The following is a 22,687-nucleotide window of genomic DNA, read 5'->3' as shown; positions in this document are numbered from 1 at the left end:
TCAAATCTTTCGATGGATTCGTGCGAATAGTGGACCTATTTAATCGAATTCATCGAAAGATTTGGCCGTTCTTTCTGGATTTTAGGCCGAAATTGTCGTAAGTCCGACAGACTGCCAGCAAACTCCGTCATGGCAGGATGTGCACCGCTAACCCTTTACGCCAGAACGTATCGGGCTACCACCGGAAAATCATAACGGACAAGGTTACCATCAATGATCAAACCATTAACCCTTGATCACCACAGATACCAACCGCTGCCGCATCATTTCCATCTAACAGCCCAAGATTAAAAAAAAATTGATATTAATCAAATGTAATATAACTACAAGATAAGCAATTCCCGCAATGAGTACCAGTACTTACGTGTAGTATTTTTACACGTTCTACACCCTGCTTCAGTAGGGGTGCAGACAAAAACGACAGCAATTCACACAGTCGATCAATACACCCCTAACAACCACTTGCTTTCACCCATCGGCAGGGGTCTGTTCTGATCGTTTAATCATGGAGAATCGGCCATTGAGTTTTCCGAAACCAGAGAGGCCGTAGTCTCTTCCTCTTCCTGTCGGCAACGCTTCCAGCGACGGTTGCTCCACAGGAAGGTTTCCGGCTGCTCACGAATCGCCGCCTCGGCCATTCTCACATAAGTGTCCAGGATTTCGTGTGACATTTTGTTATGAGAATGATTATCCAGGGAATTATGATGGCCTGGGTCATAAGGTGGCGTTGCCAGTTCTTTGAATTCCAGCTGGTAGTAACCCTTTTTGAGACGCCGACACTGGGCAAAAAAAACCGGAAAGCCGGTCAACAGGGCCATTTTCTCAGCCCCTGTGTGAAAGGCCGCTTCTTTGTTAAGGTACTGGCACCAGTAGCTGCTCTCTCCGGCAATGGGGGACTGATCCGCCAACATGACAAACAGCCGGAACTCATCTCTGCGCCGCAGAATATCACGCCCCGCCTCGGCCATGGCCAGGGGCCTTGAATGAAAACGCCCACGAACCTCCCGGACAAACTGATCCCAGCCACGGTGGTGAAGCGGCTTGTATACCGGATCAATCGGTAGCTCCAGCTGGAGCGAAACGCCATGGAGCACCCATTCCCAGTTCCCCTGGTGAATAGTGAGAACAATGATGGACTGCTGGCGATGGCGGGTACTCTCCAGCAATTGTTCGGCTCCAACCACAGAGCAGCGACGCCGGAACTCCGCGGCACTCATGGTCCTGGCCTTGATGATTTCAAAAGCGAGATTGGCCAGATGACGGTAAAAGGCCCTGCCCAGCCTGCGGATCTCAGCCTGACTCTTCTGTGGAAAAGCCTGCCGGAGATTCTGCTCCACCACCGCCTTCCGGTAGCCCAGTACATAATACAGAAAGAGATAACTGAGCCAGGCCAGCCAGTAGATCAGGAAAAAGGGCAGATACCCCAGCAGACGGAAAAACAGCATATACCCGCCACTCTGCAGAATGGATCAATAAAGCAGAGCAAGTATAGTCAGGGGCAAAAGGGCCAGCATCTCTTTACTACCCATTCAAGTGCAGCCACTACAAAGCGGTCATTTTTCTCTGTTTGGTCGTTATAATAGGAAACAACTGTCGCCCGGAGCCTGTGGCAGGCTGCCAGGGGACCTTGATCTATTCAAACGATCTCAATAAACAAAAGCAGAGAGTCCGCAATATGGAGCCACTCCAGGCGCAATTCAGCCAGCAACTGTCCACCTCCGGGTTGCCTGAACCGGTCCAGGCAGTGGTTGCAACACACTGGCAGCACTACTTCAATAGCGACCAGGATGTCCACGCTCTCTGGGAACCCCATGCCAACAAGGTTGACCACCGGTTTCTGGACGCACTGATTCAATGCTGGAGTGGCAGTGATTTTGCCGCCCAGCAATGTGCCCGCCACCCGCAATGGCTGCTGGATCTCTTCCTGGGCTTTGATCTGCTCGCTGCACAGGCACAGAGCCACCGTCAACGACTGGCAGAGATCTTCGAACCCATCGACACTGAAGAACAGCTGATACAGTCCCTGCGGCGATATCGTAACCGGGAAATGCTCCGGATTATCTGGCGCGACCTGAACCGCCAGGCCAGTATGTCTGAAACCACTGCGGATATGTCGGCTATGGCAGATGCCTGTGTCGACCTTGCCCTGGAGTGGCTATATAAGGACAGCTGTAAAACCCTGGGTACTCCCTATGGCACTATCCATTCGAGCAGCAACCCTGATGACAATCCGACTCCCCAGAAAATGGTGGTTCTGGGGATGGGAAAACTGGGGGCCTGTGACCTGAACCTCTCTTCGGATATCGACCTGATGTTCACCTACCCCGCCCAGGGAGAGACACAGGGAGGAAGGCGGCCGCTGACCAACCAGGAGTTCTTTATCCGTCTTGGCCAGCGGCTGATCCGGGTGCTGGATTGCCAGAATGCCGAAGGTTTTGTGTTTAGAGTGGATATGCGGCTCAGACCCTATGGCAACAGCGGTGCCCTAGCCATGAGCTTTGCTGCCATGGAGCAGTATTACCAGGATCAGGGACGGGACTGGGAGCGTTACGCCATGCTCAAAGCTCGCGTGATAGCGGGCGACCTCCAGTCAGGTAACGAACTCCTTAACCTGCTGCGCCCCTTTGTCTATCGACGATATATTGACTTTGGCTCCATCAGCGCCCTGAGAGAGATGAAGCGATTGATTCAGAGGGAAGTCAAACGTAAAGGGATGGAAACCAACATCAAGCTGGGCCCAGGCGGTATTCGGGAAATCGAGTTTATTGTCCAGTCTTTCCAGTTAATTCACGGTGGCCGGGACCGAAGCCTTCAGGAAAGAAACCTGCTCAAAGTGCTCAACACCCTCTCCAGCAACGACTACTTCTCCCGGGAAGACGCGACGGAACTGCGGGAAGCTTATGAGTATTTGCGCAACCTGGAGCATGCCCTTCAGGCCATTGCCGACCGGCAGACCCAGGATCTGCCCAAAGATGCCCTGACCCAGGCCAGAGTAGCGGCCAGCATGGCCCATCCAGACTGGCAGGGATTATTGGATACCCTTGAGTCCCATAAGCAGAACGTTATCCGCCACTTTGAAGCGGTCATTGCCGACCCAGATGATCAAAACCCGCCAGAACAGGAGACCGACCAATGGCTGGCTTTCTGGCTGAGCCAGCTGAACGAAGAAGAAGAGCACCAGTTATTGCTTCAGTCCGGGTTTTCTAACCCAGCGGCCTCCCGGAACCGACTGCTCGCCCTGCGCGATGGCAAAGCCATCACCCGGGTCCGGCGCCAGAGTCGTGAGCGACTGGATCGTTTTCTGCCCCAGTTGCTGGAGGTAGTGTCCAATTCGGCAGAGCCGGATATTCTGCTGGTTCGCTTGCTTCCCCTGGTGGAAGCCGTCCTGCGCCGGACCGCCTATCTGGTATTGTTAATGGAAAACCCGGCAGCCCTGGAACACCTCAGCCAGCTCTGCATTGCCAGCCCATGGATTGCCGACCAGATCGCCCGCCATCCGGCGCTGCTGGACGAGTTCCTCAATCTGGGAGACCTGTACAACCCACCGCTTCGGGATGAACTGGCGGACGAACTCAGACAACAACTGGCGCATATCCCGGAAGACGATCTGGAAAACCAGATGGAAGCCCTGCGCCATTTTAAAATGGCGCACATTCTCCGGGTCACCGCCGCCCAGGTCTCCGGCAAACTGCCTCTGATGAAAGAAAGCGACTACCTGACCTGGATCGCCGAAGTGATTCTTGAAGCCGTCGTGGCCATTGCCTGGCGTAACCTCACTGAGAAATACGGCGAACCCGGAAACCCGGAAGGCAAGCCCTGTGATCCCGGGTTCATCATACTGGGTTATGGCAAGCTGGGCGGCATTGAACTGGGACCCGGTTCCGACCTGGACCTGGTGTTTGTTCATAATGGCGCCATCAACAGCGAAACCACAGGCCCCAGGACCATCGACAGCAGTACCTTCTACGCCCGCCTTGGACAGAGAATCATCCATATTCTGACCACCCAGACACCCTCCGGAACCCTGTATGATGCGGACATGCGTCTTCGCCCCTCCGGCTCCAAAGGCCTGCTGGTCAGCTCCTTCAGCGCCTTTGAAAAATACCAGCAACAGGAGGCCTGGACCTGGGAACATCAGGCACTGGTCCGGGCCAGGGTGGTGGCTGGAGACAAAACTCTGGCCAGCCAGTTTGACGCTCTGAGAGCCAAAGTACTGTGCCAGGAACGGGATGCGGAGCAACTGCTCAGGGATGTTACGGAAATGCGCGAAAAAATGCGTGGCCACCTTGGCAGCAAACCTGGTGAAACGGATCAGTTCCATCTGAAACACGACACTGGTGGCATTGTCGACATTGAATTTCTGATTCAATATGCGGTATTGCGCTATGCCAGCGAACACCCCTCACTGGTTCAGTGGACCGATAACATCAGGACTTCCGAAGCGCTGGAAACCGTGGGCCTGCTGAATCATGAAGCCGGACAGCAGCTGAGGGATGCCTACAAAACCTTTCGCCTCAGCATTCACCAGAGAGCCCTGCAAAATCAACCGCCCATAGTACCTGCTGCCACTGCGGAAGTACTTCGCCAGCAGGTCATGGCCATCTGGCAGGCGTGGATGAACGCCAATTGATGCCTTGCTGCCGGCATCTTATTGCAGCCAAAGCACTACTTTTGGTGCTTTGGCATTTCTATTGCCGAAACAATTACTGGAGTAATGCCAGAAAAGCTGGCCGCTGGGAAAGCAGAGTGAATCAAAAAAAAGGATCATTGATAGCAAATCAATCTAGGTAACCATTCTGTTTGTTCACTATCATTCCACCGCCTTTTCAAGCACATACAAAAAAACACCCTCTGGAGGTGATACTATGTACTTTGTGCGATTCATTCGAAACCCAAACTATTTACTCCCCTTTATTTTTTCACTGATTTTTATCCACGGGTCTGTTCTAGCTGCTACAACCCCCTCTCCCATTAACTGCTCAACCCTTTTTTCAGATCCAAAATATGCGAAACTCAAGGCTGTCTGCTCCGAATTTGAGCACGATCAAATAACCCAGGTAAATGATTATTCAGAGCTAAAAGCTGCATTATCAACACCCAGGGAAGCCCCTCATCTGGTTCTTGCCAAACCTGGAGAATATCAATTAGAAACAACATTAATGTTACCTGCTAATGTCACTGTAATGACCAGTACACCCGGTGAATTTATAGAGCTAAAACCTACTGGTAGCTACACATCTTCAGGTTCTCATTTTGAAGTGGTTGAATGGAAAGAAAACTCTCGCCTGATTGGGGTAAAAATTGATGGACCGAACTTTCAAACCTTCATTAATAAAAGACCACAGGGCAGCTCCTTAGTCTGCAGCCATAGTGTTAAGCAGTTTGAGGGGTCTTGGCTTCACTTGGTTGGTACAGAAAAGTTGGATTATCTGGTACTGGCCGAGGGAGGGGAAATTCCTGAAGACTCCCACAGTAGTATACGGCAACGGTTATCACATAGTTATCTCGATGGCGACCGGGTTATGTATGCTGTCAACATTGAGCAGCCTGTGATCACTGAAAGGCAAGGGGAAGAAGGCTCCTTCTCTTTAATGAACAATATCATCACCATCGGTGGGGATCGAAAAGAAGGCCAGGCAGCCTTGAGGCTAAAGGGTGGAGCGGGTGACTTTGAACATGGAGAGCTTTCCCTGAAAAGTGGTAACACAAAACCTCGAATGCTTATAAAGATACTTGGGTCTCACCAGAGCTATGTTCGCGAGACAGTTTTCAGCACCGATGCAACATCCGACGTGGAAGAAAACTATCTCGCCTGGATTAGTACTGGTCCCAAGGGAAAACCCTCAAATATTAGTTTTGAGATGAACAGTGGTAGCCAACACCTTCAGAAACTGAAAAAGACTTATGAAATCGATCAACCGGTAACAGGCATATGGAGTGAAAATTATTTAAATTACCAACAAAAGCCTGTTGTTACTGCCGACGCATTCTTCAAGTCAGGGGGCATAGCAGGTATTTGCATGGTTAATATTCAGCACCTTGCAAACAGCGCCTCTTACAATATGACAATGGCTAACTACTGCGGCAATCATATTGATCCCCGTGTTGCCTTTACCGGGCACTTTGACTTTGAGCCAGATCATCCATTTAGTGGTGATGCCACAACAAAAGCAGACAGCAATGTTGAGAGCACAAATTTAGGTGGAGTTTATGCTCTTCTAGTGATAAGTATGGCAGCTAATGCTGGAGGGTTCATCTATACCAGATGGTCCATTACACCTATACTTCGTCACCTCGGCAAGTAACACCCAGAACTAAAATGACTTCTTCAGTCACCTGAAAGAGCATTAAGCAAAGCTAACAAAGACAGACAAATTGCGAATTCACTCCCTGTAGCTGAAGCAGAGCAGCATAGGCATTGAATAGAACAAGACGTGCATACACAAGGGTTTTCCTGCACAGTAATCGACAGTCTTTGAACATAATACGGACATTTCTTGCCCCCCTTTCAGCATCTGCCAGTTTATGCTCCAATAGCCCTTGCTGAGGAGTAGAAGCCGGTAGCTGCTGCCCGCCAATGCCTCACCCCGGCTAAATGATTCACTGGCTTGAATCCGGCCAGAAATACCGTTCGGTTTACTTACTCCAGAACTGGACAACACAAACAGAAGCACTCCCGGCACCCCATCACAGGTGCGGAAAACTGACATATACTGTGCGGGCAGCAGAGTGAACCTCTGGCAGAACAGGGCTCAAGGAGAGCCAGAAACTGGAAAGGCAGTCATTCCTTTGACTTTCGCAATGGGCATTTGAGAAAACAGCCCACAGCGGCACTCGAAGAGACACTGCCACCACCAAAAGAAACCATAAAACAATTTGAACCTGGAGTTTTCCCCTATGTCCTTCGCCGATCGAGATGGCGTTATCTGGTTTGACGGTGAACTGGTTCCCTGGCGCGAAGCCAAAACCCATGTACTGACCCATACCCTGCACTATGGGATGGGTGTTTTTGAGGGCGTCCGGGCCTATAACACGCCCCAGGGGCCTGCCATTTTTCGCCTGAACGAACACACTAACCGGCTGTTCCGCAGCGCCCATATTCTGGGCATGGAAATCCCCTATAGCCGGGAAACCCTGAACGAAGCCCAGAAGCAAGTGGTCAGGGAAAATAACCTCAGTGAAGCTTATCTCAGACCCATGTGTTTCCTCGGGTCAGAAGGTATGGGCCTGAGGGCAGAAGGCCTTAAAGTTCACACCATCGTCGCCGCCTGGGACTGGCCATCCTATATGTCCCCGGAAGCTCTGGAGCAGGGCATTAAAATAAGGACGTCGTCGTACACAAGGCATCATGTCAATATCACCATGTGCAAGGCCAAGGCTAACGGCAACTACATGAACTCCATGCTGGCCCTGCGTGAGGCTCTGGACAGTGGCTGTGAAGAGGCCCTGTTGCTTGATAACGAAGGCTATGTGGCCGAAGGCAGTGGCGAAAATATCTTCATTGTAAAAGACGATGGCATCCTTTACACACCGGAACTCACCTCCTGCCTGGAAGGGATTACCCGGGACACCATTATCCAGTTTGCCCAGGAGCTGGGTCTGGAGGTTCGGGAAAAACGCATCACCCGCGATGAAGTTTATATTGCAGAAGAAGCTTTCTTTACCGGAACCGCCGCTGAAGTGATGCCAATCCGACAACACGACGGCCGCACCATTGGCTCAGGCCGACGCGGCCCTGTCACAGAAAAGTTGCAATCCATGTACTTTGATCAGGTCCGTGGCCAACGGGATGCCCGACAGGAATGGTTAAGCCCCTGTCATCCGTAATAATGGGCTGCTATTAATCCTGTGATCTCAGCGCTGCCGTTGATTGGCTGTGACTGAGATCCTCCCCCCCCATGTACCCATATCCTGAGGCACATGCCTATCCGTCAAATCCTTTACAGGTCATCCTTGATCCCTGGACCCATTGGCTTATCATCAAATACAGGCTGCTGCTCAGCAGAACCAGAGGTATGGCTTTGTAATGGATCCTTGGGGACATCCTCTTTAGCAGCGGATTCTTGATGAAACGCAAGTTTTTGAACATGAATATAAAAACCGCTGGAATGCGCATCAAATGGATGGTAATCCACGTTCATCAAACCAATGCCACCATTCCCAACAAACAACATACCCGTTTTAACAGCAGTGGGCACTACGTAACCCGAGATAATAACTTTATCCTTATCACTGAGGTCTGAGGATAAGTTGGATATTAATGTTGAAGAATCCAGGCGCAGCTGCGCTTGTCCACTCGGCGCCCCGTCCGCATACTCATTGAACAGAAAATAGTTGTCTCCAAACGATTTTTGCTGTTGGATCAAAAAACCCTCTAACACAACAACACATAGCCTACTCTCCTCCGTGTTACCAAGGGCAATATGGAGGTGATCACGTTTTGAGTTTATCTCTTCCTTGATCTCAGCAATGCTGTGACAGGTCCTTACCTCATCTACCGGCCCGGTATACTCACCGGAAAAAGCGGCGCTGCATACCGCTAATACAAAACAACCTACTACTGTATTCGACAGCCGCGACATTTGAAGGAACCTCTTCAGTCAATCATTCACTGACAACCTACTGTAGTTGTTTTTTTGCCTTTTACACTTTTACGGGATAAACGATACACGACGAAGACCCGATATCTTCTGAAGCCCCAGAAAACAGAGCGTTGCCAGAACCTTCAATCCGTTCGTCACAACCCGACCCAGATCAACAAACAGCCCTCCTGTCATTGATGTTTCCCCTTAACGTCCCCACTATAGCCTCAACTGCAACACCCGCAGGTTATGCAGTCCATAACACGAGCACTGGAGTCTTAAATGAGCGCTATTCACCAACTGCAGCCCCAGGCCCTCTGGCAGCATTTTGCGGCTATCTGCGATATACCCCACCCCTCTTTTCATGAAGATCAGATCCGGGAACATCTGATTGGTTTTGCCAAAGCCCATGACCTGGAGTGGCAGGAAGACTCTGTGGGTAACATCATTATCCGCAAGGAAGCTACACCTGGCATGGAAAAACGTGCCGGCGTCGTATTGCAGGGTCATATGGACATGGTGCCCCAGAAAAACAATGAGACAGTACATGACTTCCCTACGGACCCGATCAAAGCCTATGTAGATGGCGACTGGGTCACCGCTGAAGGCACTACTCTGGGGGCTGATAACGGCATTGGCATGGCCGCTGCCATGGCCGTACTGGCGGCTAAAGACCTTCAGCACGGTCCCGTTGAGGCGCTCTTTACCACCAATGAAGAAGCGGGCATGACCGGAGCCCAGGGCTTGGAGTCCGGCCTGCTGAACGGCAGCATTCTGCTGAACATGGACACCGAAGAAGAAGGTGAGCTCTATGTAGGCTGTGCCGGTGGTGTATTCATTAAAATTAACGGCCAGTATCAAGCTGAAACAACTGCCTCTCTTTCAAACATTGTCTACAAGAAACTGAGCCTGTCCGGCTTGCGTGGCGGTCATTCAGGTTGCGACATTCATCTTGGCCGGGGCAACGCCATCAAACTGATGGTTCGGGCTCTGCAGCGCCTGGAATCAGAAGGCGTCCGCCTCGCCAGCCTGAGCGGAGGTTCCCTGGCCAACGCCATTCCCCGTGAAGCATCAGCGGTGATTGCTCTTCCAGAAGCTTCCCAGGAAGCCTGCGCCCGTATTATTGACCAGTGCAGCCAGGAATTTACCAACGAGCTGAGCATTGCTGAGCCGGGCCTTACCCTGACCATGAGCGATGAGGAGACCGCTTCCAGCCTGATGCCAGAGCACACTCAGAAGCAATGGCTGGCAGCCCTGAACGCCTGCCCGAATGGTGCTCAGCGCATGAGCGAATCCATTGAAGGCGTGGTGGAAACCTCTCTCAATATCGGCGTACTGACCATTGGTGAGGGCAATATCCACGTACAGGTACTGCCCAGAAGTCTCGTGGACAGCTGTAACGACGCCCTGCGTGATGCAGTGGCTGGACTGTTCGGCATGCTGGAGGCGGAAGTACTGTTTGAAGACAGCTACCCGGGCTGGCAGCCGGATTCTGACTCCAACATCCTGGCCATTATGAAAAACGTGTATAACGATCTGTTCGGCCAGGTGCCAGGAGTCAAAGTGGTGCATGCAGGCCTTGAGTGCGGACTGCTGGGCAGCAAGTACCCGCAGTGGGACATGATCTCCTTCGGCCCCACCATCTGCTTCCCGCACTCTCCGGACGAAAAAGTCCATATTCAGAGTGTGGCCCGGTTCTGGGACTTCCTGGTCGCCACCCTGAAAGCCATCCCTGAAGCCTGATGCCCTTGAAGCCTGTCGGACTTGCGACAGGCTTCCTGCCCACCGTTTTTATGCTCCCAGGCATAAAAACGGCCTTTCCCGCTCCACCTGAAGAGACGACTCTTCCGATCAGCTCCGCTAACCGCGTATAATTCACCGGTTTAACTGCCATGAGCCGCAAAAAGCCATGGGTAAAGAAATACCGGCTTCATCCACCCGGGTGACCAAAAAGGTATTTCCCGGAATAGGTAAGGAACTTCTGACGAGATGAAATATCTGATCGTCGGTCCCTCGTGGGTGGGGGACATGGTGATGGCGCAGACCCTGTTTACAGCTCTCAAAACACAGCATCCCGATGCCATCATTGACGTACTGGCTCCTGCGTGGAGCCTGCCCATTATAGAGCGCATGCCGGAAGTCAGGCGTGGGATTGAAATGCCCCTGGGTCATGGCAAGCTCGGGCTCGGCACCCGCAAGCAGCTCGGTCGCTCACTGCAGGCCGAATACTATACCCATGCCATTACCCTGCCCAACTCGTTCAAATCGGCACTGATCCCCTTCTGGGCAAAGATCAAACACCGTATTGGCTGGCGGGGTGAAATGCGTTATGGGCTATTAAACGACATTCGTTTATTGGACAAACGTCGTTATCCGCTGATGGTGGAACGTTTTGTCGCCCTCGCTTATCCAAAGGGCTCCCCTCTGCCCTCTCCATTACCAAAGCCCGCCCTCCAGGTTAGCGAAGCTTCGGTGGACAAAGCCCTCCGCCGTTACAATCTGGACACCGTCGCACCGGTTCTGGCCCTGTGCCCGGGAGCAGAGTTCGGCCCTTCAAAACAGTGGCCCGCCGGGTATTTTGCAGAAGTCGCCAGAACACTACTGGAGGAGGGTTGGCAGGTCTGGCTGTTCGGATCGGAAAAGGATCGCAGCATCACCACTGAGATCACGGAGTGCCTGCCTAATGCCCTTAAAAACCGGTGCCACAATCTGGCCGGCGAGACCTCTCTGGCCGATGCCGTAGACCTGCTTTCCAGAGCCAATGCTGTGGTCAGTAACGACTCCGGCCTGATGCATATTGCGGCTGCGCTCAACCGTCCCCTCGTTGCAGTCTATGGTTCCACCAGTGCCAGCCATACCCCTCCCATGAACGACAACAGTGAGACCCTCTGGCTGGGGCTGGCCTGCAGCCCCTGTTTCAAAAGAGAGTGTCCCCTGGGGCATATGAACTGTATGAAGCAGCTGGACCCTGACAAGGTACTGGCAGCCATCTCCCGCCTGACGGAAGATAAAAACGGCCCTGACGAACCCACTATCCCCCTGGAACAGACGACGGGGGATCAGCATTGACCACTCCCACTGCCACAACTCAGACAAGCCCCCATGGCAATAGACAGCCCTTGAAAAAAGTCCTTGTTGTGAAAACCTCATCCATGGGGGACGTCATTCACACCCTTCCGGCCCTGACCGATGCCGCCAGAGCCATTCCCGGTATTCGTTTTGACTGGGTGGTGGAGGAAGGCTTTGCAGAAATACCTGCCTGGCACCCGGCCGTTGACCGGGTTATTCCCGTGGCCATTCGCCGCTGGCGGAAGTCCCTGCTCCAGACCTGGAAGTCTGGGGAATGGCAGCGATTCAAGAAGCTAATGGGCGCTCAGTCATACGACGCCGTGATCGATGCACAAGGCCTGATTAAAAGTGCTTTGCTGGCACGAAAAGCAAAGGGGCCAAGGTACGGACTGGATAAACATTCCGCCCGGGAACCCTTTTCCAGCCACTTTTACCATCATCCCCAGGCCGTCAGCTGGAACCAGCATGCCGTCGAACGGGTCAGGCAGCTTTTCGCTCTGTCCCTGGGCTACTCTCTGCCCGATGGGCCAGGCCATTTCCAGCTGGATAAGCAGCCGTTCAGAAAGGACCTTGTCAAACAGGCACCCTATGTTGTTTTTATCCACGGTACCACCTGGCCCACCAAGCACTGGCCAGAAAATTACTGGTGCAAGCTGGCACAATACGCCAGTGAAGCCGGTTATTCTGTAGTGCTGCCCTGGGGCAATGAAGCCGAAAAAGCCAGAGCAGAGAAAATTGCCGGGGCCGCCAAAAATGCAAGGGTTCTACCCAGGCTATCACTGGCCGAAGTCTCGGGTGTTATCAGCCAGGCCAGCGCCGCTGTAGCCGTGGATACCGGCCTGGGTCACTTAACCGCAGCCCTGGAAGTTCCAGCCGTCTCCCTGTATGGGCCAACCAGTCCGGACAAGATTGGAGCCTACGGAGTCGGTCAAAAACACCTGACCCTGAAACAGTGTCCCGAAGGCGAATATGCCGCCACGGATCCGGAGTTATTTGCACCAATGACACCGGAATTTGTCTGGAAAAACCTGGAAGAATGCCTGTCTTCGCGATGAATACAGGGCATTTGCAACTTGCAGGCACCACAGAAAATGCCTACAGTTCCCGGTTTTGCACCATTGGGATGATCAATGAGCCCACTTGAACAATTGAATGCCATCCTGGCGGATCTGCTGAAACTGGACACCCGTGATTTCAACGAAAGCACTGAACTGCTGGGCGCACTCCCCGAGTTTGACTCCATGGCGGTGATTGGCCTGATCACGGCCCTGGAGGAAACCTTCCATATCTCCGTACACGACGATGACCTTGATGCGTCTCTGTTTGAAACGCTCGGCAGCGTACTGGATTATGTTGTAAGCGCTCGGGAGCAGGCAGTTCTGTAAAGCAGGACTTGCCAGAATCAAGTCTTTTAAAATAAAGCACATATATTCAGAATTGCTCAGCCCTGTGAATTCTTTTTCATCAGGGCTTCTTTTGCCTCACTACTGTCCTGCATTTTCACTATACTTTCCTACCGCGAAAAAACAGCTTACTTCTTCGTTTTACCTTCATGAGGACGGTAAAAAATGTTTTCTGTCGCTTTGGGCATTTGTTCAAAAACGCTAACAACACAAGCAACATGATTACCTGTATAGCCTCAGCCAGTAGTCTCCCTATCTGGATGAAGCTCGCTTCATTTGCCTTCATCGTTGGATGCCTGGCTTTGTCCATGGCTTCCAGAAGTATGCCAATTCCTGTTTCTCCGGGCTCCAATACGGGTCAACCCCCAGTTCCTCCGATGGCATCATCGAATGCAGGGCTCATTATTCCGTTCAATAATAAAATACATATCCTGGAAAATATGAGTTATGAAGAGCTTTTCCTGACCACTAGAAATGCCAGTATCTCCACACTCATAATGTTGCTGGTTGGCAATGCTCCCGAATTCTCTGCGATTTGCGCAGGGTGTGCTGCCCACCTTTTTCCTTCCATGGCTTTGCTACTGAAAAACACCGTATCCACAGTATCATCCGCCCTTTCCAGCGCCCTCCAGTTTTACCTGTTAGTGCAGCTGGCCCAACAGATCCCAAGTACTTTCGAATCATGGCTAACGTCTATAGACGCTATGTTATGTCACAGAAGAAAAGGCACAATGCCGGTTTATTCAGCCCATCCATGGCTGGCAAATCATTTTTATTTTCAATTGTTATTTCCTGAAAACACCGCCCCCCTGTTAAAGATCAATGCTATATACGTTACCAGCATTTCCCAGAACGATCACACTGTTCATGGCTGGGGAGAGCTGCACAGCCTGATGAGAAGAAATGAACTATCGAGCATTTATTTACAAGTCCATTCAAACGACAAGAAAAAACAACTACATATCCTGAAAAATGATGGAGCATTTTACCAGCCTTTAGCAAGCATTGAATTAAATTCAGCCACTGAGGGTCAATGGGATCTTGAATTACTGGCCGCATGGTGCATTCCTCCCCCTGAAAATAACCTCTACAGTATTTTTTCACCGACCCATATTCATACAGTCACCCGAAACCTTGAAAGCGTGCTGGAGCAAAATGGTGAAGCAATGGTTCACTCTCTGACTCCAGTTCCAACCCCCATGATTCAGTCCTCCCATGGATCCATTGCTCTGGACTTCACTCCTGAAGAACACGCCTTATGGCTGGTTTATTCAGATGCAATCCAGAACCCGCAGAAAAATGCAGGCTTTCTGTTTCTTACGGACAAACCCAATGAACTTGAACACCTTTCTCAGCTGGATGAATTTATAGCCAGCGACCGTTCACTGCAGAAGCTATGGAAACAAGAAGACATCCACGAGATGATGAATACTCTGCAATGGATAACCGGATATGCCGCTAATACCGGGATAAAAAGCACACTGAACCAGCTATACTCGCACTTCCCCTCCCCACCGCCACCGCCTCCCCATGAATCGCCATCATCACCGAGCACCACTCGCTACAGTGCATGGTCACCGCTGATTAAAAGCCAGTTCAGGAAACTGCATGAAAAAATCATGAGAAATGAGTTTAAAATCCTGCCTCCTGTAGCCATGTACATGATGGATCCTGGTGAAGCAGCCCAGCTCAATACTGAATCTCACCTTCAACACTCTTATCAGGATTCAGCGGACTACCGCACAGAGCAGGAGGCGGAGGCGGATATTCACTCGTCATCCGATGCTGATGATTATCTTGAAGAAGAAAGTATGCAAGCGTTAGATAACGCATTGAACGAATACCCAATCACTGATGGAGAAAAAACGCCAAGGTGGACTTCTGAACAGATAACCGGGCTCTTATCCGAAAGCCCTGATCGAAAAAAAACATTCCTCAACCTGCTGCAAACCAGTCCTGACCTTATTTTCGAACTACCTATGGGGACACGGAGAGAATTCATCCAATCCCTAATGCATATTGCTCAGGCATCGAAAGGTCAGTCTGAATTTCAGAACCTCCGGATTCAATGCCTGAGATTGGCGGCCAATGCTGGTAATGAAGAAGCTCGTTTCCTACTGATCCGTGAACTGCTTTTTTATCATCCCGATTTTCTGGTAAGCGAAGCAGAAGCCATGTTACTCGACATACAAACTCAGGGTGTAGAGTACCGATTGCGAGTTGATACCGGCTCAGAAGATGAAAATCTGTATAATACTGCAGTAAATAAGTTGGCTGACCTGGTAATAAGTTCAACAAAAGAGACCAGAGAAGCACTTTCTCAATGGTTTATGAAATCTGAAAAAGAGGAAGTCATCGCACTGGCCCCATGGGTATATGTCATGGATCCTGAAGTTCGTGACAGCCAAACACAGGAGACTGTTTTTTTTGATTCCCTGAATGCTCTCTCTAGAAAACTTCACTCTTCCCGTCAGAAAAAAATCGAGTACTGGAAAGCTGTATGGCTCAAAAAAAGCACTCACTTCATGCCTGATGAAAAAACCGAAATAGCAAAAGAAAGAATAAACAGTGCTGTAGATACTCTGGAAGAGTTGGCACAACAAGGTTTTTTAGAGGCTCAGAAAACACTATTGGAACTTTATTTATCCAATAACATAGCACCAGCACTTAAGAAACTATACGAAACCCTATTAACAACCTCATTATTGCCTGAGAAGGCAGTCGCTTTTCCAGAACTCCTCTATCTAATGTGGCAAAGCAGCCAACAAATCCCTTCCTCCCCCATTAACAATTACTTACCTAATCTACTGATACACTTATGCCACAGTGGATATATCGATGCCGTTATTACGCAACTGTTATTAAGGCTACCTCCAAAAAAAGTAGGCCAATACTGGGAGCATCTATCAAAAAAACCAGTAATACTGGAAAAGGAAATCATTGACTTATTGAGAAACTATCAATATTCGCTCAGCTCTTCACTCCTCGTACTCTGGCATTTTGCTCAAACCATGCACAGCAGGGAAGCCCCAGACCATCTGATTAATGAAGCCAAGAGAAACAATGAGATAGAAACTCTCTATGTCATGACCGCGCTAGATCACCACGCAAGGACGCTATCAGGCTCACCCGCACTCTGGCTAATGATAAAGACCGGTCACAATGCCCAAAAATTATGGAAATGGGCTCAAACCCCTGTATTTCAATACTTCTATACTCATTTCTCAAAATACCTCGAGTCCCATTACCTCCCTGAAAAAGCACACACAATGGCGATTGATATGCTAAAACAATCTCAAGCCATTCCATCCAGGGACTTCTGGCTCCAGGAGCATTACCAGGCCTTAGTCAAAATAATGGTACGGTATGGAAAGATCGATGAAGCTCAGATGTATGCTGCTGAGTGGGTTAACCTGGAAAAGACCAATATTAAAGAAGCAAGAAAACAAATAGCACCTCTGCTCGAAGCCCGAAATAGAGCATACCCAAAAACAGCTTCCTCAAAAGGCTACCACCAGCTGGACAGGCTCGTTACAGAGCATCATCATCCTATACCAACAGAAATGGCTTACCGGCTGTTGCTCAACTTGGCAGAAAAACTAAAGGAAGACAGTAATCCTGCCCTGCACAGCAGGCTGGCATACAAAGCACTTCTATTATGGCAACAGTCAGAATCGTGGATTACCCCTGAAAAAGCCAGAAAATTACACCAGATGGCCCTGGAAGAACATGCCAGAAGCGAAAAACTGGCTTTTGAAACCCTCAGAGAGGAAAAAGACAGAATAAGTAGCTTACTGAAGTTAGCAGAAGGAGAGGCAGTAGATGTACAAACTGAGCAGAGGTTATTTAAGGGCCAACGGACCAGCTGGTATCCAGAGCTCCCTTCAGATCAGGCTTTAACAATACACGACAAAATGGTGGATGAAATTGGGGAGAGACTAAAGAAACAGACTCAAAAAAAACCAGATCATGACGTCCATAGCTCAGCACAGGATAAATCGCTCTCTTACACACCACCAGAATCCCCTCATAAGGCCCCGCCCCTAATTACTAGAGACACTCTGGATTTAATCACTGAGTGCTCTGATAAGCAAAGGGTAGATGACCTCACCCTGATAGTAATGTTAGATCAAGCCCTGGCGGAATCTATAAAGTTGTATATTCCCCATGACAACATGCACTTTACTCCCGATTCCCCGCTCAGAAAACCATGCTACCAATGCAACTTAAAGCACCTCCATCCGTTTCTCACCCACTTATTTGAATCCGCTGAACAGAAAATCAAAAACAATCAGTTCAAATTCACCTGGAAGTTAATAGAGGCCTCTGACCAGGCTCTGGAAAAATTTATAAATGAGAACGACTTCAACAAATATCAACTTGAGTTAGAAATGGCAACAAGAAGCCTGATAGAAGCTCAGAAAGAACTGAAAATGAAGGACATTCAATTTCAGGGATCAGAGGCAATGTTTATTAAGCTATCCATTAATGAAAATGCACCAGAAGAACAGTTCTCAATCCTTTTAGAAAACCTCTTTGAAATAAAAACCTTGTCACCGTGGTGTGTCGAGGCCAAAAGGTCAGGAATTCTGACAAAAGAACTGGCTTTCAGAAAAGACCGGCTAATGGGACAACCATGGCACTCTTCATCCTGCCTGGAAATTTTCTTACTGAAATTCATCCTTGATGATAGCCCCGAGACCCATGTCAGGCATACTTTAAAACATCACTCTACCAGTATTGAAACCATCTACAGGCTGGTTATGTATGCCATCCATTTCGGGATCGTCGATCAAAGCGCTGTCAACAAATACCTGCATCAAACATATGGTCAATCTGTTGACAAAAGATTAATCGACAGCTTGTTACTTTACTCCCATAAAAGTCCAGAAAGTGTTGACCTCCTGGTACAGGAAGCCTTGAAAAAAACAAAAGAAAATAGACCTCCTGACAATATCTGTGTTACAACCGCTTTTCTCCAATGTGGTCAATGGCAATCCGCATTGGATACCTTTGCTAAAGCAAAGCTTCATCGTTTCTCTGAAATGTATGAACAATCAATGCTGCTACTGCATCATAAACTTGAAACCACGGATGTTTTCTCCAGCATAGACCTCTATAAGGCCCAGGCAGGGATGCACCTGCCTGCTACTTATGCAATAGCACACTGTGTGATTACAGATACCCTTTCAGGGGAATACGATAAACTCCGATGCTACCGTTACCTTGCCCCTTCTTTCATGCCAGACAGCGACGAACGCAACCTCTACCTTGGCCTCTTTCTCACACTGGGCTATGGTTGCCGGGTGGATACTGCAAGGGGGCTGGAGCTCGTTCAATCTGCCATTAGTTCTGATTCCCCTATTGCACCTGTCCGCCTCTGCCTGCTCATTATAAATGGCCACCTTCAAGAAGAAAAAATATCCCCCATTTCTCTGGAAACAGCCATGTCTTCCCTTTCCAGATGTGCAGAAATCACTCCTGAAGTGACTGACTATGACCTGGCTCTGAGTACCGGATACGACAGTATCAAGCGGCTTTACGATCGTTTTGACACTGAAATAACAAATGGCAACATGCATTTAATTCCTGGAATGTATTTTCTAGCCAAGTTGATCATTCAATGGTTTCCAGATCAGCCTTCTGTTGAAGTACCTGTTTACCCACAGGCTCCTAAACCTACTCTGACAACTGAAGAGGCCATGGCAGATCAACTTGACGAAGAGCGTAATGCTTCTCTGAAGCAGCTCAGGCAATATATCAGGGCAGTAAGAAAATCGGAAAGACCAAACCTGAAGGAGTTAACGTCTCAGGCGGCAAAACTTGCAGAAGAGGCTATGAGCCACTCTACAGAGTTAATACTTAAGGTCAAAAACAGCGGAAAGCAATGGAGGGATTTCAATGACCAGGATCTCACTCTAATGGTTGAGATGGTACAGGTAGAATCCCAGGAATCATCCAGCCTGGCCATTGAACTGTACAATTCCATTAGAACGGTTGATCAGCAGTTCAAAGCGCTTTATAGACTGATCAGCAAGTATTCACAATCCCAGTTACAGCATCAAATGGACTCAAGCCGTTTACCCGATTGGGGCTGGCCAGAAGAGACACTGATGAGAGTACTTCCGAACGACCTTTCAATGCCGGAAGAGCACCATGAAGCCTTACAGCAAATGGCAGATAAACTGAATGTCAACATTGCGCTGAACCAAAAAGAATTCATGTTGCTCAGGCAATACGGCTCATCAAACCGGCTTTATCAATACCTGAATAATGTCGGGGCAGATATCCCTCATGTGGAAAGCCTTGCCTGCTATGACAGGCTGGAAGCCGAAGACCGGAATCTGCTGACTCAAGCCTCTCCCCAGTGGTTATTGGACGCCCTGTGGCAGGACAGTGAAAACAGGCATTCAACCTCAGCACAAGTCGATACAGACACTGTTCGCAATTTCATCCACCAAGAAAATACCTTTATGGAAGGTATGAATCTCTACTTTACTCTTATGCACAAACCACCTGCCGGGCTATCCCCCTCCCTTGAAAATGCCTTTATACAAAAAATGAAAACATTGGCAGTAGAGCTTTCTTCCCAACCCAGTGAAAGTCAGGAAAGCGGCAGAACAAAACTCCTGGCAATATCCTTTCTCAGGAAACTGTTCCCGGCTGCAACGGCCACAACCCCATCGCCCTGACAGTAACTATCAGCATGATGGATGGGATGATAGCCCCGCCATTAAACGACAACGCTATATCAATAGCTCCCGGACCTCCGGATGACCCAGAAAAGCCTGGGGACTGGCCGTGGCCCCATAGGCTCCGGACTGCAATACGGCAACAAAATCGCCCACCTGGGCCACAGGCAGCTCCAGCTTTGCCCCGACAATATCCAGGGGGGTACAGAGTGGGCCAACGATTTCCACCACTTCTTTGCTCTCAGCCTCTATTCGATTCGCCAGCACCACGGGGTAGTTTTTACGAATCACCTGGCCAAAATTACCGGAATTTGAAAGATGGTGGTGCAAGCCGCCATTGGTCATCAGGAAAGTCTGTCCCCGGGAGCTTTTCTTATCCGTCACCTGACAGATATAGTAACCGGCTTCGCCCACCAGATAGCGGCCCAGCTCCATGATAAATCGGCAGTTCTTCAATCCGGCCGATCTTTGCTCGAGCAGCCGGTGAAGGTTTTCTGAAATACCGGCCAGTTCCAGTGTCTGCTCTCCGGGAAAGTAGGGAATTCCCAGCCCTCCGCCAATATTAATATGCTGCACTGAGCCGGGTGTGAGCTCCGCCAGCCTCTCAGCCAGATCAAAAGTTTTCTGGTGGCAGTCGATCAGGGCATCCGCTTTCAGGTTCTGGGAACCGGAAAAAATGTGGAACCCCTGAAACGCCACTTTTGTGCCATCCAGAGCGTTCAGGATGTCCGGCATTTGTTCCGCATCAATGCCAAACTGCTTGGGTCCACCGGCCATTTTCATTCCGGAAGCTTTCAGCTCAAAATCCGGGTTCACCCGAAAGGCCACCCGGGGCTTGATGCCCAGATCGAAATGACACTGATATAGCCGCTCCAGCTCCAGGGGTGACTCAACGTTAATCGTAATACCTGCGACAACTGCCGCCTTAAGTTCATCAATGCCTTTGGCAGGACCGGCAAAGCTGATATTGTCCGGAGAGACTCCGCTGCCAAGGGCCACCAGCATCTCCTGGTGAGAAGCCACATCCAGCCCATCCACCAGCCGGGCCATATGATCCACCACTGCAGGCATGGGATTGGCCTTGATGGCGTAGTGAAGTTGCAGTTGATCCGGCATCTGCTGCCGTAACTGTTCTGCCCTTTCGGTCAGTGCAGAGCGGTCATACACATAACAGGGAGAACCACCGGCCATGGTAACCAGTTCACTGGCGGTTCGACCTGCGATCAGTAACTGGTTATCCCGGATCTGAAGGGTGTTCAGCCGGTCGTGTTTAATGCTCATACGGTGGCCCTCTCAGTGGCTCTTACCGAATTCCCTTCTGCAGCCGGCTCAAGAAACAGTGACCGATATTCCTCCACCAGAGGTTTTCGATCGATCTTGCCATTGGGATTGCGGGTCAGGGCGGGTTGCTGAACCACCCGGGCAGGCACCATATAGGCAGGCAGACATTGCTGGCAATGCCGAATCAGAGAAGACTCGTCAATGGCACATTCGCAGTCACAGCCAACCACCACCAGAACAATGGCCTGCCCCAGGCGGGGATGGGGAACACCAATGGCGGCGACTTCAGTGACCAGACCGGAAGAGTAAACCACCTCTTCAACCTCCGTTGGGCTGACCCGATAACCGGAAGTTTTGATCATGTCATCCCGACGGCCAATAAAATAGAGATACCCCTCTTCGTCACGGCGAACCATATCACCGGACCAGACCGCCAGCTCTTTATTGGGAATCTCGGGAATCGAACAGGGAGCAGGCCGGAACCGTTCTGCCGTCCGCTCAGGGTCATTCCAATAACCCATACTGACCAGCGCTCCCCGATGAACTAGCTCGCCAGGTTCATTGGGTGCACACTGCTTACCCCGCTCATTGATCACCATGATATCCGCATTGGGAATCGCCTTGCCAAACGACCCCGGGCGTTTATCCACCTGATCCGGGGGCAGAAAGCAGGACCGGAACGCCTCCGTCAGACCATACATCAGGTAGGGCTCCGCATTTCTGAAACGCTTTCTTAACACCGACAACGTGCTGGTGGGCATCGCTCCTCCGGTATTGGTGAAATAGCGCAGACTGTCCCCACACCCGGTTGCCGGATCCGGCCAATTCAGTTCCGCCAGCTGTACCCAGAGCGGAGGCACCAGCCCCAGGCCGGTAATCTGTTGTTCATCCACTGCCTTTATCACATCCCTGGGCAGAAGGTATTCCAGCAGATAACAGCTGCCCCCCACAGAAAAGGCGGTGGTTAACTGGCTGAACCCATAGTCAAAGCTGAAAGGAAGCACGCACAGCAGCCGGTCTTCTGCCGTATTTCCCAGATACTTTGCAACACTGTTGGCACCCGCCACCATATTTCGATGAGAGAGCACTACCCCTTTGGGCTTTCCGGTGCTGCCAGAGGTATAAAGAATGGCGGCCATGTCCGAATCAATGGCCGGGGAAGGCTGCCAGTAGCCATAAGGCTGGATAAACCCCGTCCAGGAGAGCGTCCCCTCAGTGACACCATCCACCAGAATGACATGCAACAGATCGCGGCACCGTTGAATGTCATCCGCCAGCTGTCGATACCGGGCACGATTGGTGATCAGCACCCGGACATTGCAGTCCTGCAGAATATGAAGCACCTGGGGCGACTTCAAAACCGGATTAACCGGCACCATCACTCCCCCCGCCGCCGTAGCACCAAAAAAGCTGAACACGGCCTCGGGAATTTTCGGCAGGTATACCGCCACCCGCTCATGCCTTGATAAACCCAGCTTCTGCAGTCCCGCGGCCACCGATCGGATCTGGCGGGACACACTCTGGTAGTCAAACCACTGATCACGACAGCCCAGCGCCCTGGAGGACGGGGTCTGTTCAGCCTGATGCAAAACAATCTGGTGTAACAGCACGCTCATTTGCTTAAACAACAACTCTCAGAATCGGGGGGCTCTTAATAACG

At 50.4% G+C, this 22,687-nt stretch carries 13 protein-coding genes; 8 read left to right on the top strand and 5 right to left on the bottom strand.

Annotation, left to right across the window (positions count from 1 at the left end):
- Positions 1 to 503: 503 nt before the first annotated feature.
- On the bottom strand, positions 504 to 1,445 hold the full coding sequence (locus tag ACNRUY_RS02995) for a lysophospholipid acyltransferase family protein (protein WP_488110158.1): 942 nt from the start codon (positions 1,443 to 1,445) through the stop codon (positions 504 to 506).
- Between the two features lie 182 nt (positions 1,446 to 1,627).
- Here ACNRUY_RS02995 and glnE point away from each other — a divergent pair, with 182 nt between their 5' ends.
- The 3 genes from glnE (at position 1,628) to ACNRUY_RS02980 (ending at position 7,827) form a co-directional block, all read left to right on the top strand.
- Complete coding sequence (gene glnE / locus ACNRUY_RS02990; RefSeq protein ID WP_488110157.1) at positions 1,628 to 4,630, top strand: bifunctional [glutamate--ammonia ligase]-adenylyl-L-tyrosine phosphorylase/[glutamate--ammonia-ligase] adenylyltransferase; 3,003 nt, start codon at positions 1,628 to 1,630, stop codon at positions 4,628 to 4,630.
- 235 nt (positions 4,631 to 4,865) lie between these two features.
- The gene (locus tag ACNRUY_RS02985) at positions 4,866 to 6,305 is read left to right on the top strand and encodes a hypothetical protein (RefSeq protein WP_488110156.1); all 1,440 of its coding nucleotides are present in this window, start codon (positions 4,866 to 4,868) and stop codon (positions 6,303 to 6,305) included.
- 592 nt (positions 6,306 to 6,897) lie between these two features.
- A complete protein-coding gene (locus ACNRUY_RS02980; protein ID WP_488110155.1) occupies positions 6,898 to 7,827 on the top strand; it encodes a branched-chain amino acid transaminase in 930 nt (309 codons plus the stop codon).
- A 113-nt stretch (positions 7,828 to 7,940) separates the two neighbouring features.
- Here the strand turns inward: ACNRUY_RS02980 and ACNRUY_RS02975 are convergent, their stop codons facing one another.
- Together ACNRUY_RS02975 and ACNRUY_RS02970 are read right to left on the bottom strand one after the other, a co-directional pair.
- Entirely contained in the window at positions 7,941 to 8,582 is a 642-nt protein-coding gene (locus tag ACNRUY_RS02975; RefSeq protein WP_488110154.1) for a hypothetical protein, read from the bottom strand.
- A gap of 69 nt (positions 8,583 to 8,651) precedes the next feature.
- Positions 8,652 to 8,777, bottom strand: a complete 126-nt coding sequence (locus ACNRUY_RS02970; protein ID WP_488110153.1) for a hypothetical protein — start codon at positions 8,775 to 8,777, stop codon at positions 8,652 to 8,654.
- A gap of 87 nt (positions 8,778 to 8,864) precedes the next feature.
- Between ACNRUY_RS02970 and ACNRUY_RS02965 the strand changes: the two genes are divergently transcribed.
- The 5 genes from ACNRUY_RS02965 to ACNRUY_RS02945 all read left to right on the top strand — a co-directional run bounded on the left by ACNRUY_RS02965 (position 8,865) and on the right by ACNRUY_RS02945 (position 19,746).
- Positions 8,865 to 10,325, top strand: coding sequence for an aminoacyl-histidine dipeptidase (locus tag ACNRUY_RS02965; protein ID WP_488110152.1), 1,461 nt, complete (start codon positions 8,865 to 8,867; stop codon positions 10,323 to 10,325).
- A 246-nt stretch (positions 10,326 to 10,571) separates the two neighbouring features.
- Positions 10,572 to 11,651: a lipopolysaccharide heptosyltransferase II gene (gene waaF, locus ACNRUY_RS02960; RefSeq protein WP_488110151.1), complete on the top strand. Its 1,080-nt coding sequence runs from the start codon at positions 10,572 to 10,574 to the stop codon at positions 11,649 to 11,651.
- Positions 11,648 to 12,706 (top strand): lipopolysaccharide heptosyltransferase I, encoded by a 1,059-nt coding sequence (waaC, locus tag ACNRUY_RS02955; protein WP_488110150.1) that lies wholly within the window; start codon positions 11,648 to 11,650, stop codon positions 12,704 to 12,706. Before waaF ends, waaC begins: the two co-directional genes overlap by 4 nt.
- Before the next feature lie 75 nt (positions 12,707 to 12,781).
- Positions 12,782 to 13,036: an acyl carrier protein gene (locus ACNRUY_RS02950; RefSeq protein WP_488110149.1), complete on the top strand. Its 255-nt coding sequence runs from the start codon at positions 12,782 to 12,784 to the stop codon at positions 13,034 to 13,036.
- 326 nt (positions 13,037 to 13,362) lie between these two features.
- The gene (locus tag ACNRUY_RS02945) at positions 13,363 to 19,746 is read left to right on the top strand and encodes a hypothetical protein (protein ID WP_488110148.1); all 6,384 of its coding nucleotides are present in this window, start codon (positions 13,363 to 13,365) and stop codon (positions 19,744 to 19,746) included.
- 54 nt (positions 19,747 to 19,800) lie between these two features.
- Here ACNRUY_RS02945 and ACNRUY_RS02940 read toward each other — a convergent pair whose 3' ends face one another.
- Complete coding sequence (locus ACNRUY_RS02940; RefSeq protein ID WP_488110147.1) at positions 19,801 to 21,027, bottom strand: pyridoxal-dependent decarboxylase, exosortase A system-associated; 1,227 nt, start codon at positions 21,025 to 21,027, stop codon at positions 19,801 to 19,803.
- The gene (locus ACNRUY_RS02935; RefSeq protein WP_488110146.1) at positions 21,024 to 22,643 is read right to left on the bottom strand and encodes an acyl-CoA ligase (AMP-forming), exosortase A system-associated; all 1,620 of its coding nucleotides are present in this window, start codon (positions 22,641 to 22,643) and stop codon (positions 21,024 to 21,026) included. Before ACNRUY_RS02935 ends, ACNRUY_RS02940 begins: the two co-directional genes overlap by 4 nt.
- Between the last annotated feature and the right edge of the window lie 44 nt (positions 22,644 to 22,687).

The organism is Endozoicomonas sp. Z74, assembly GCF_057680865.1.
The sequence above is the reverse complement of the archived record's forward strand: the minus strand, read 5'-3'. Positions and strand labels throughout refer to the sequence as shown.

Bases quoted from the DNA above. Each gene is read 5' to 3' on its own strand.
- ACNRUY_RS02995 (WP_488110158.1), bottom strand. From the start codon at position 1,445: ATGCTGTTTTTCCGTCTGCTGGGGTATCTGCCCTTTTTCCTGATCTAC.
- ACNRUY_RS02985 (WP_488110156.1), top strand. From the start codon at position 4,866: ATGTACTTTGTGCGATTCATTCGAAACCCAAACTATTTACTCCCCTTT.
- ACNRUY_RS02980 (WP_488110155.1), top strand. From the start codon at position 6,898: ATGTCCTTCGCCGATCGAGATGGCGTTATCTGGTTTGACGGTGAACTG.
- ACNRUY_RS02975 (WP_488110154.1), bottom strand. From the start codon at position 8,582: ATGTCGCGGCTGTCGAATACAGTAGTAGGTTGTTTTGTATTAGCGGTA.
- ACNRUY_RS02970 (WP_488110153.1), bottom strand. From the start codon at position 8,777: ATGACAGGAGGGCTGTTTGTTGATCTGGGTCGGGTTGTGACGAACGGA.
- ACNRUY_RS02965 (WP_488110152.1), top strand. From the start codon at position 8,865: ATGAGCGCTATTCACCAACTGCAGCCCCAGGCCCTCTGGCAGCATTTT.
- waaF (WP_488110151.1), top strand. From the start codon at position 10,572: ATGAAATATCTGATCGTCGGTCCCTCGTGGGTGGGGGACATGGTGATG.
- ACNRUY_RS02950 (WP_488110149.1), top strand. From the start codon at position 12,782: ATGAGCCCACTTGAACAATTGAATGCCATCCTGGCGGATCTGCTGAAA.
- ACNRUY_RS02945 (WP_488110148.1), top strand. From the start codon at position 13,363: ATGGCTTCCAGAAGTATGCCAATTCCTGTTTCTCCGGGCTCCAATACG.
- ACNRUY_RS02940 (WP_488110147.1), bottom strand. From the start codon at position 21,027: ATGAGCATTAAACACGACCGGCTGAACACCCTTCAGATCCGGGATAAC.
- ACNRUY_RS02935 (WP_488110146.1), bottom strand. From the start codon at position 22,643: ATGAGCGTGCTGTTACACCAGATTGTTTTGCATCAGGCTGAACAGACC.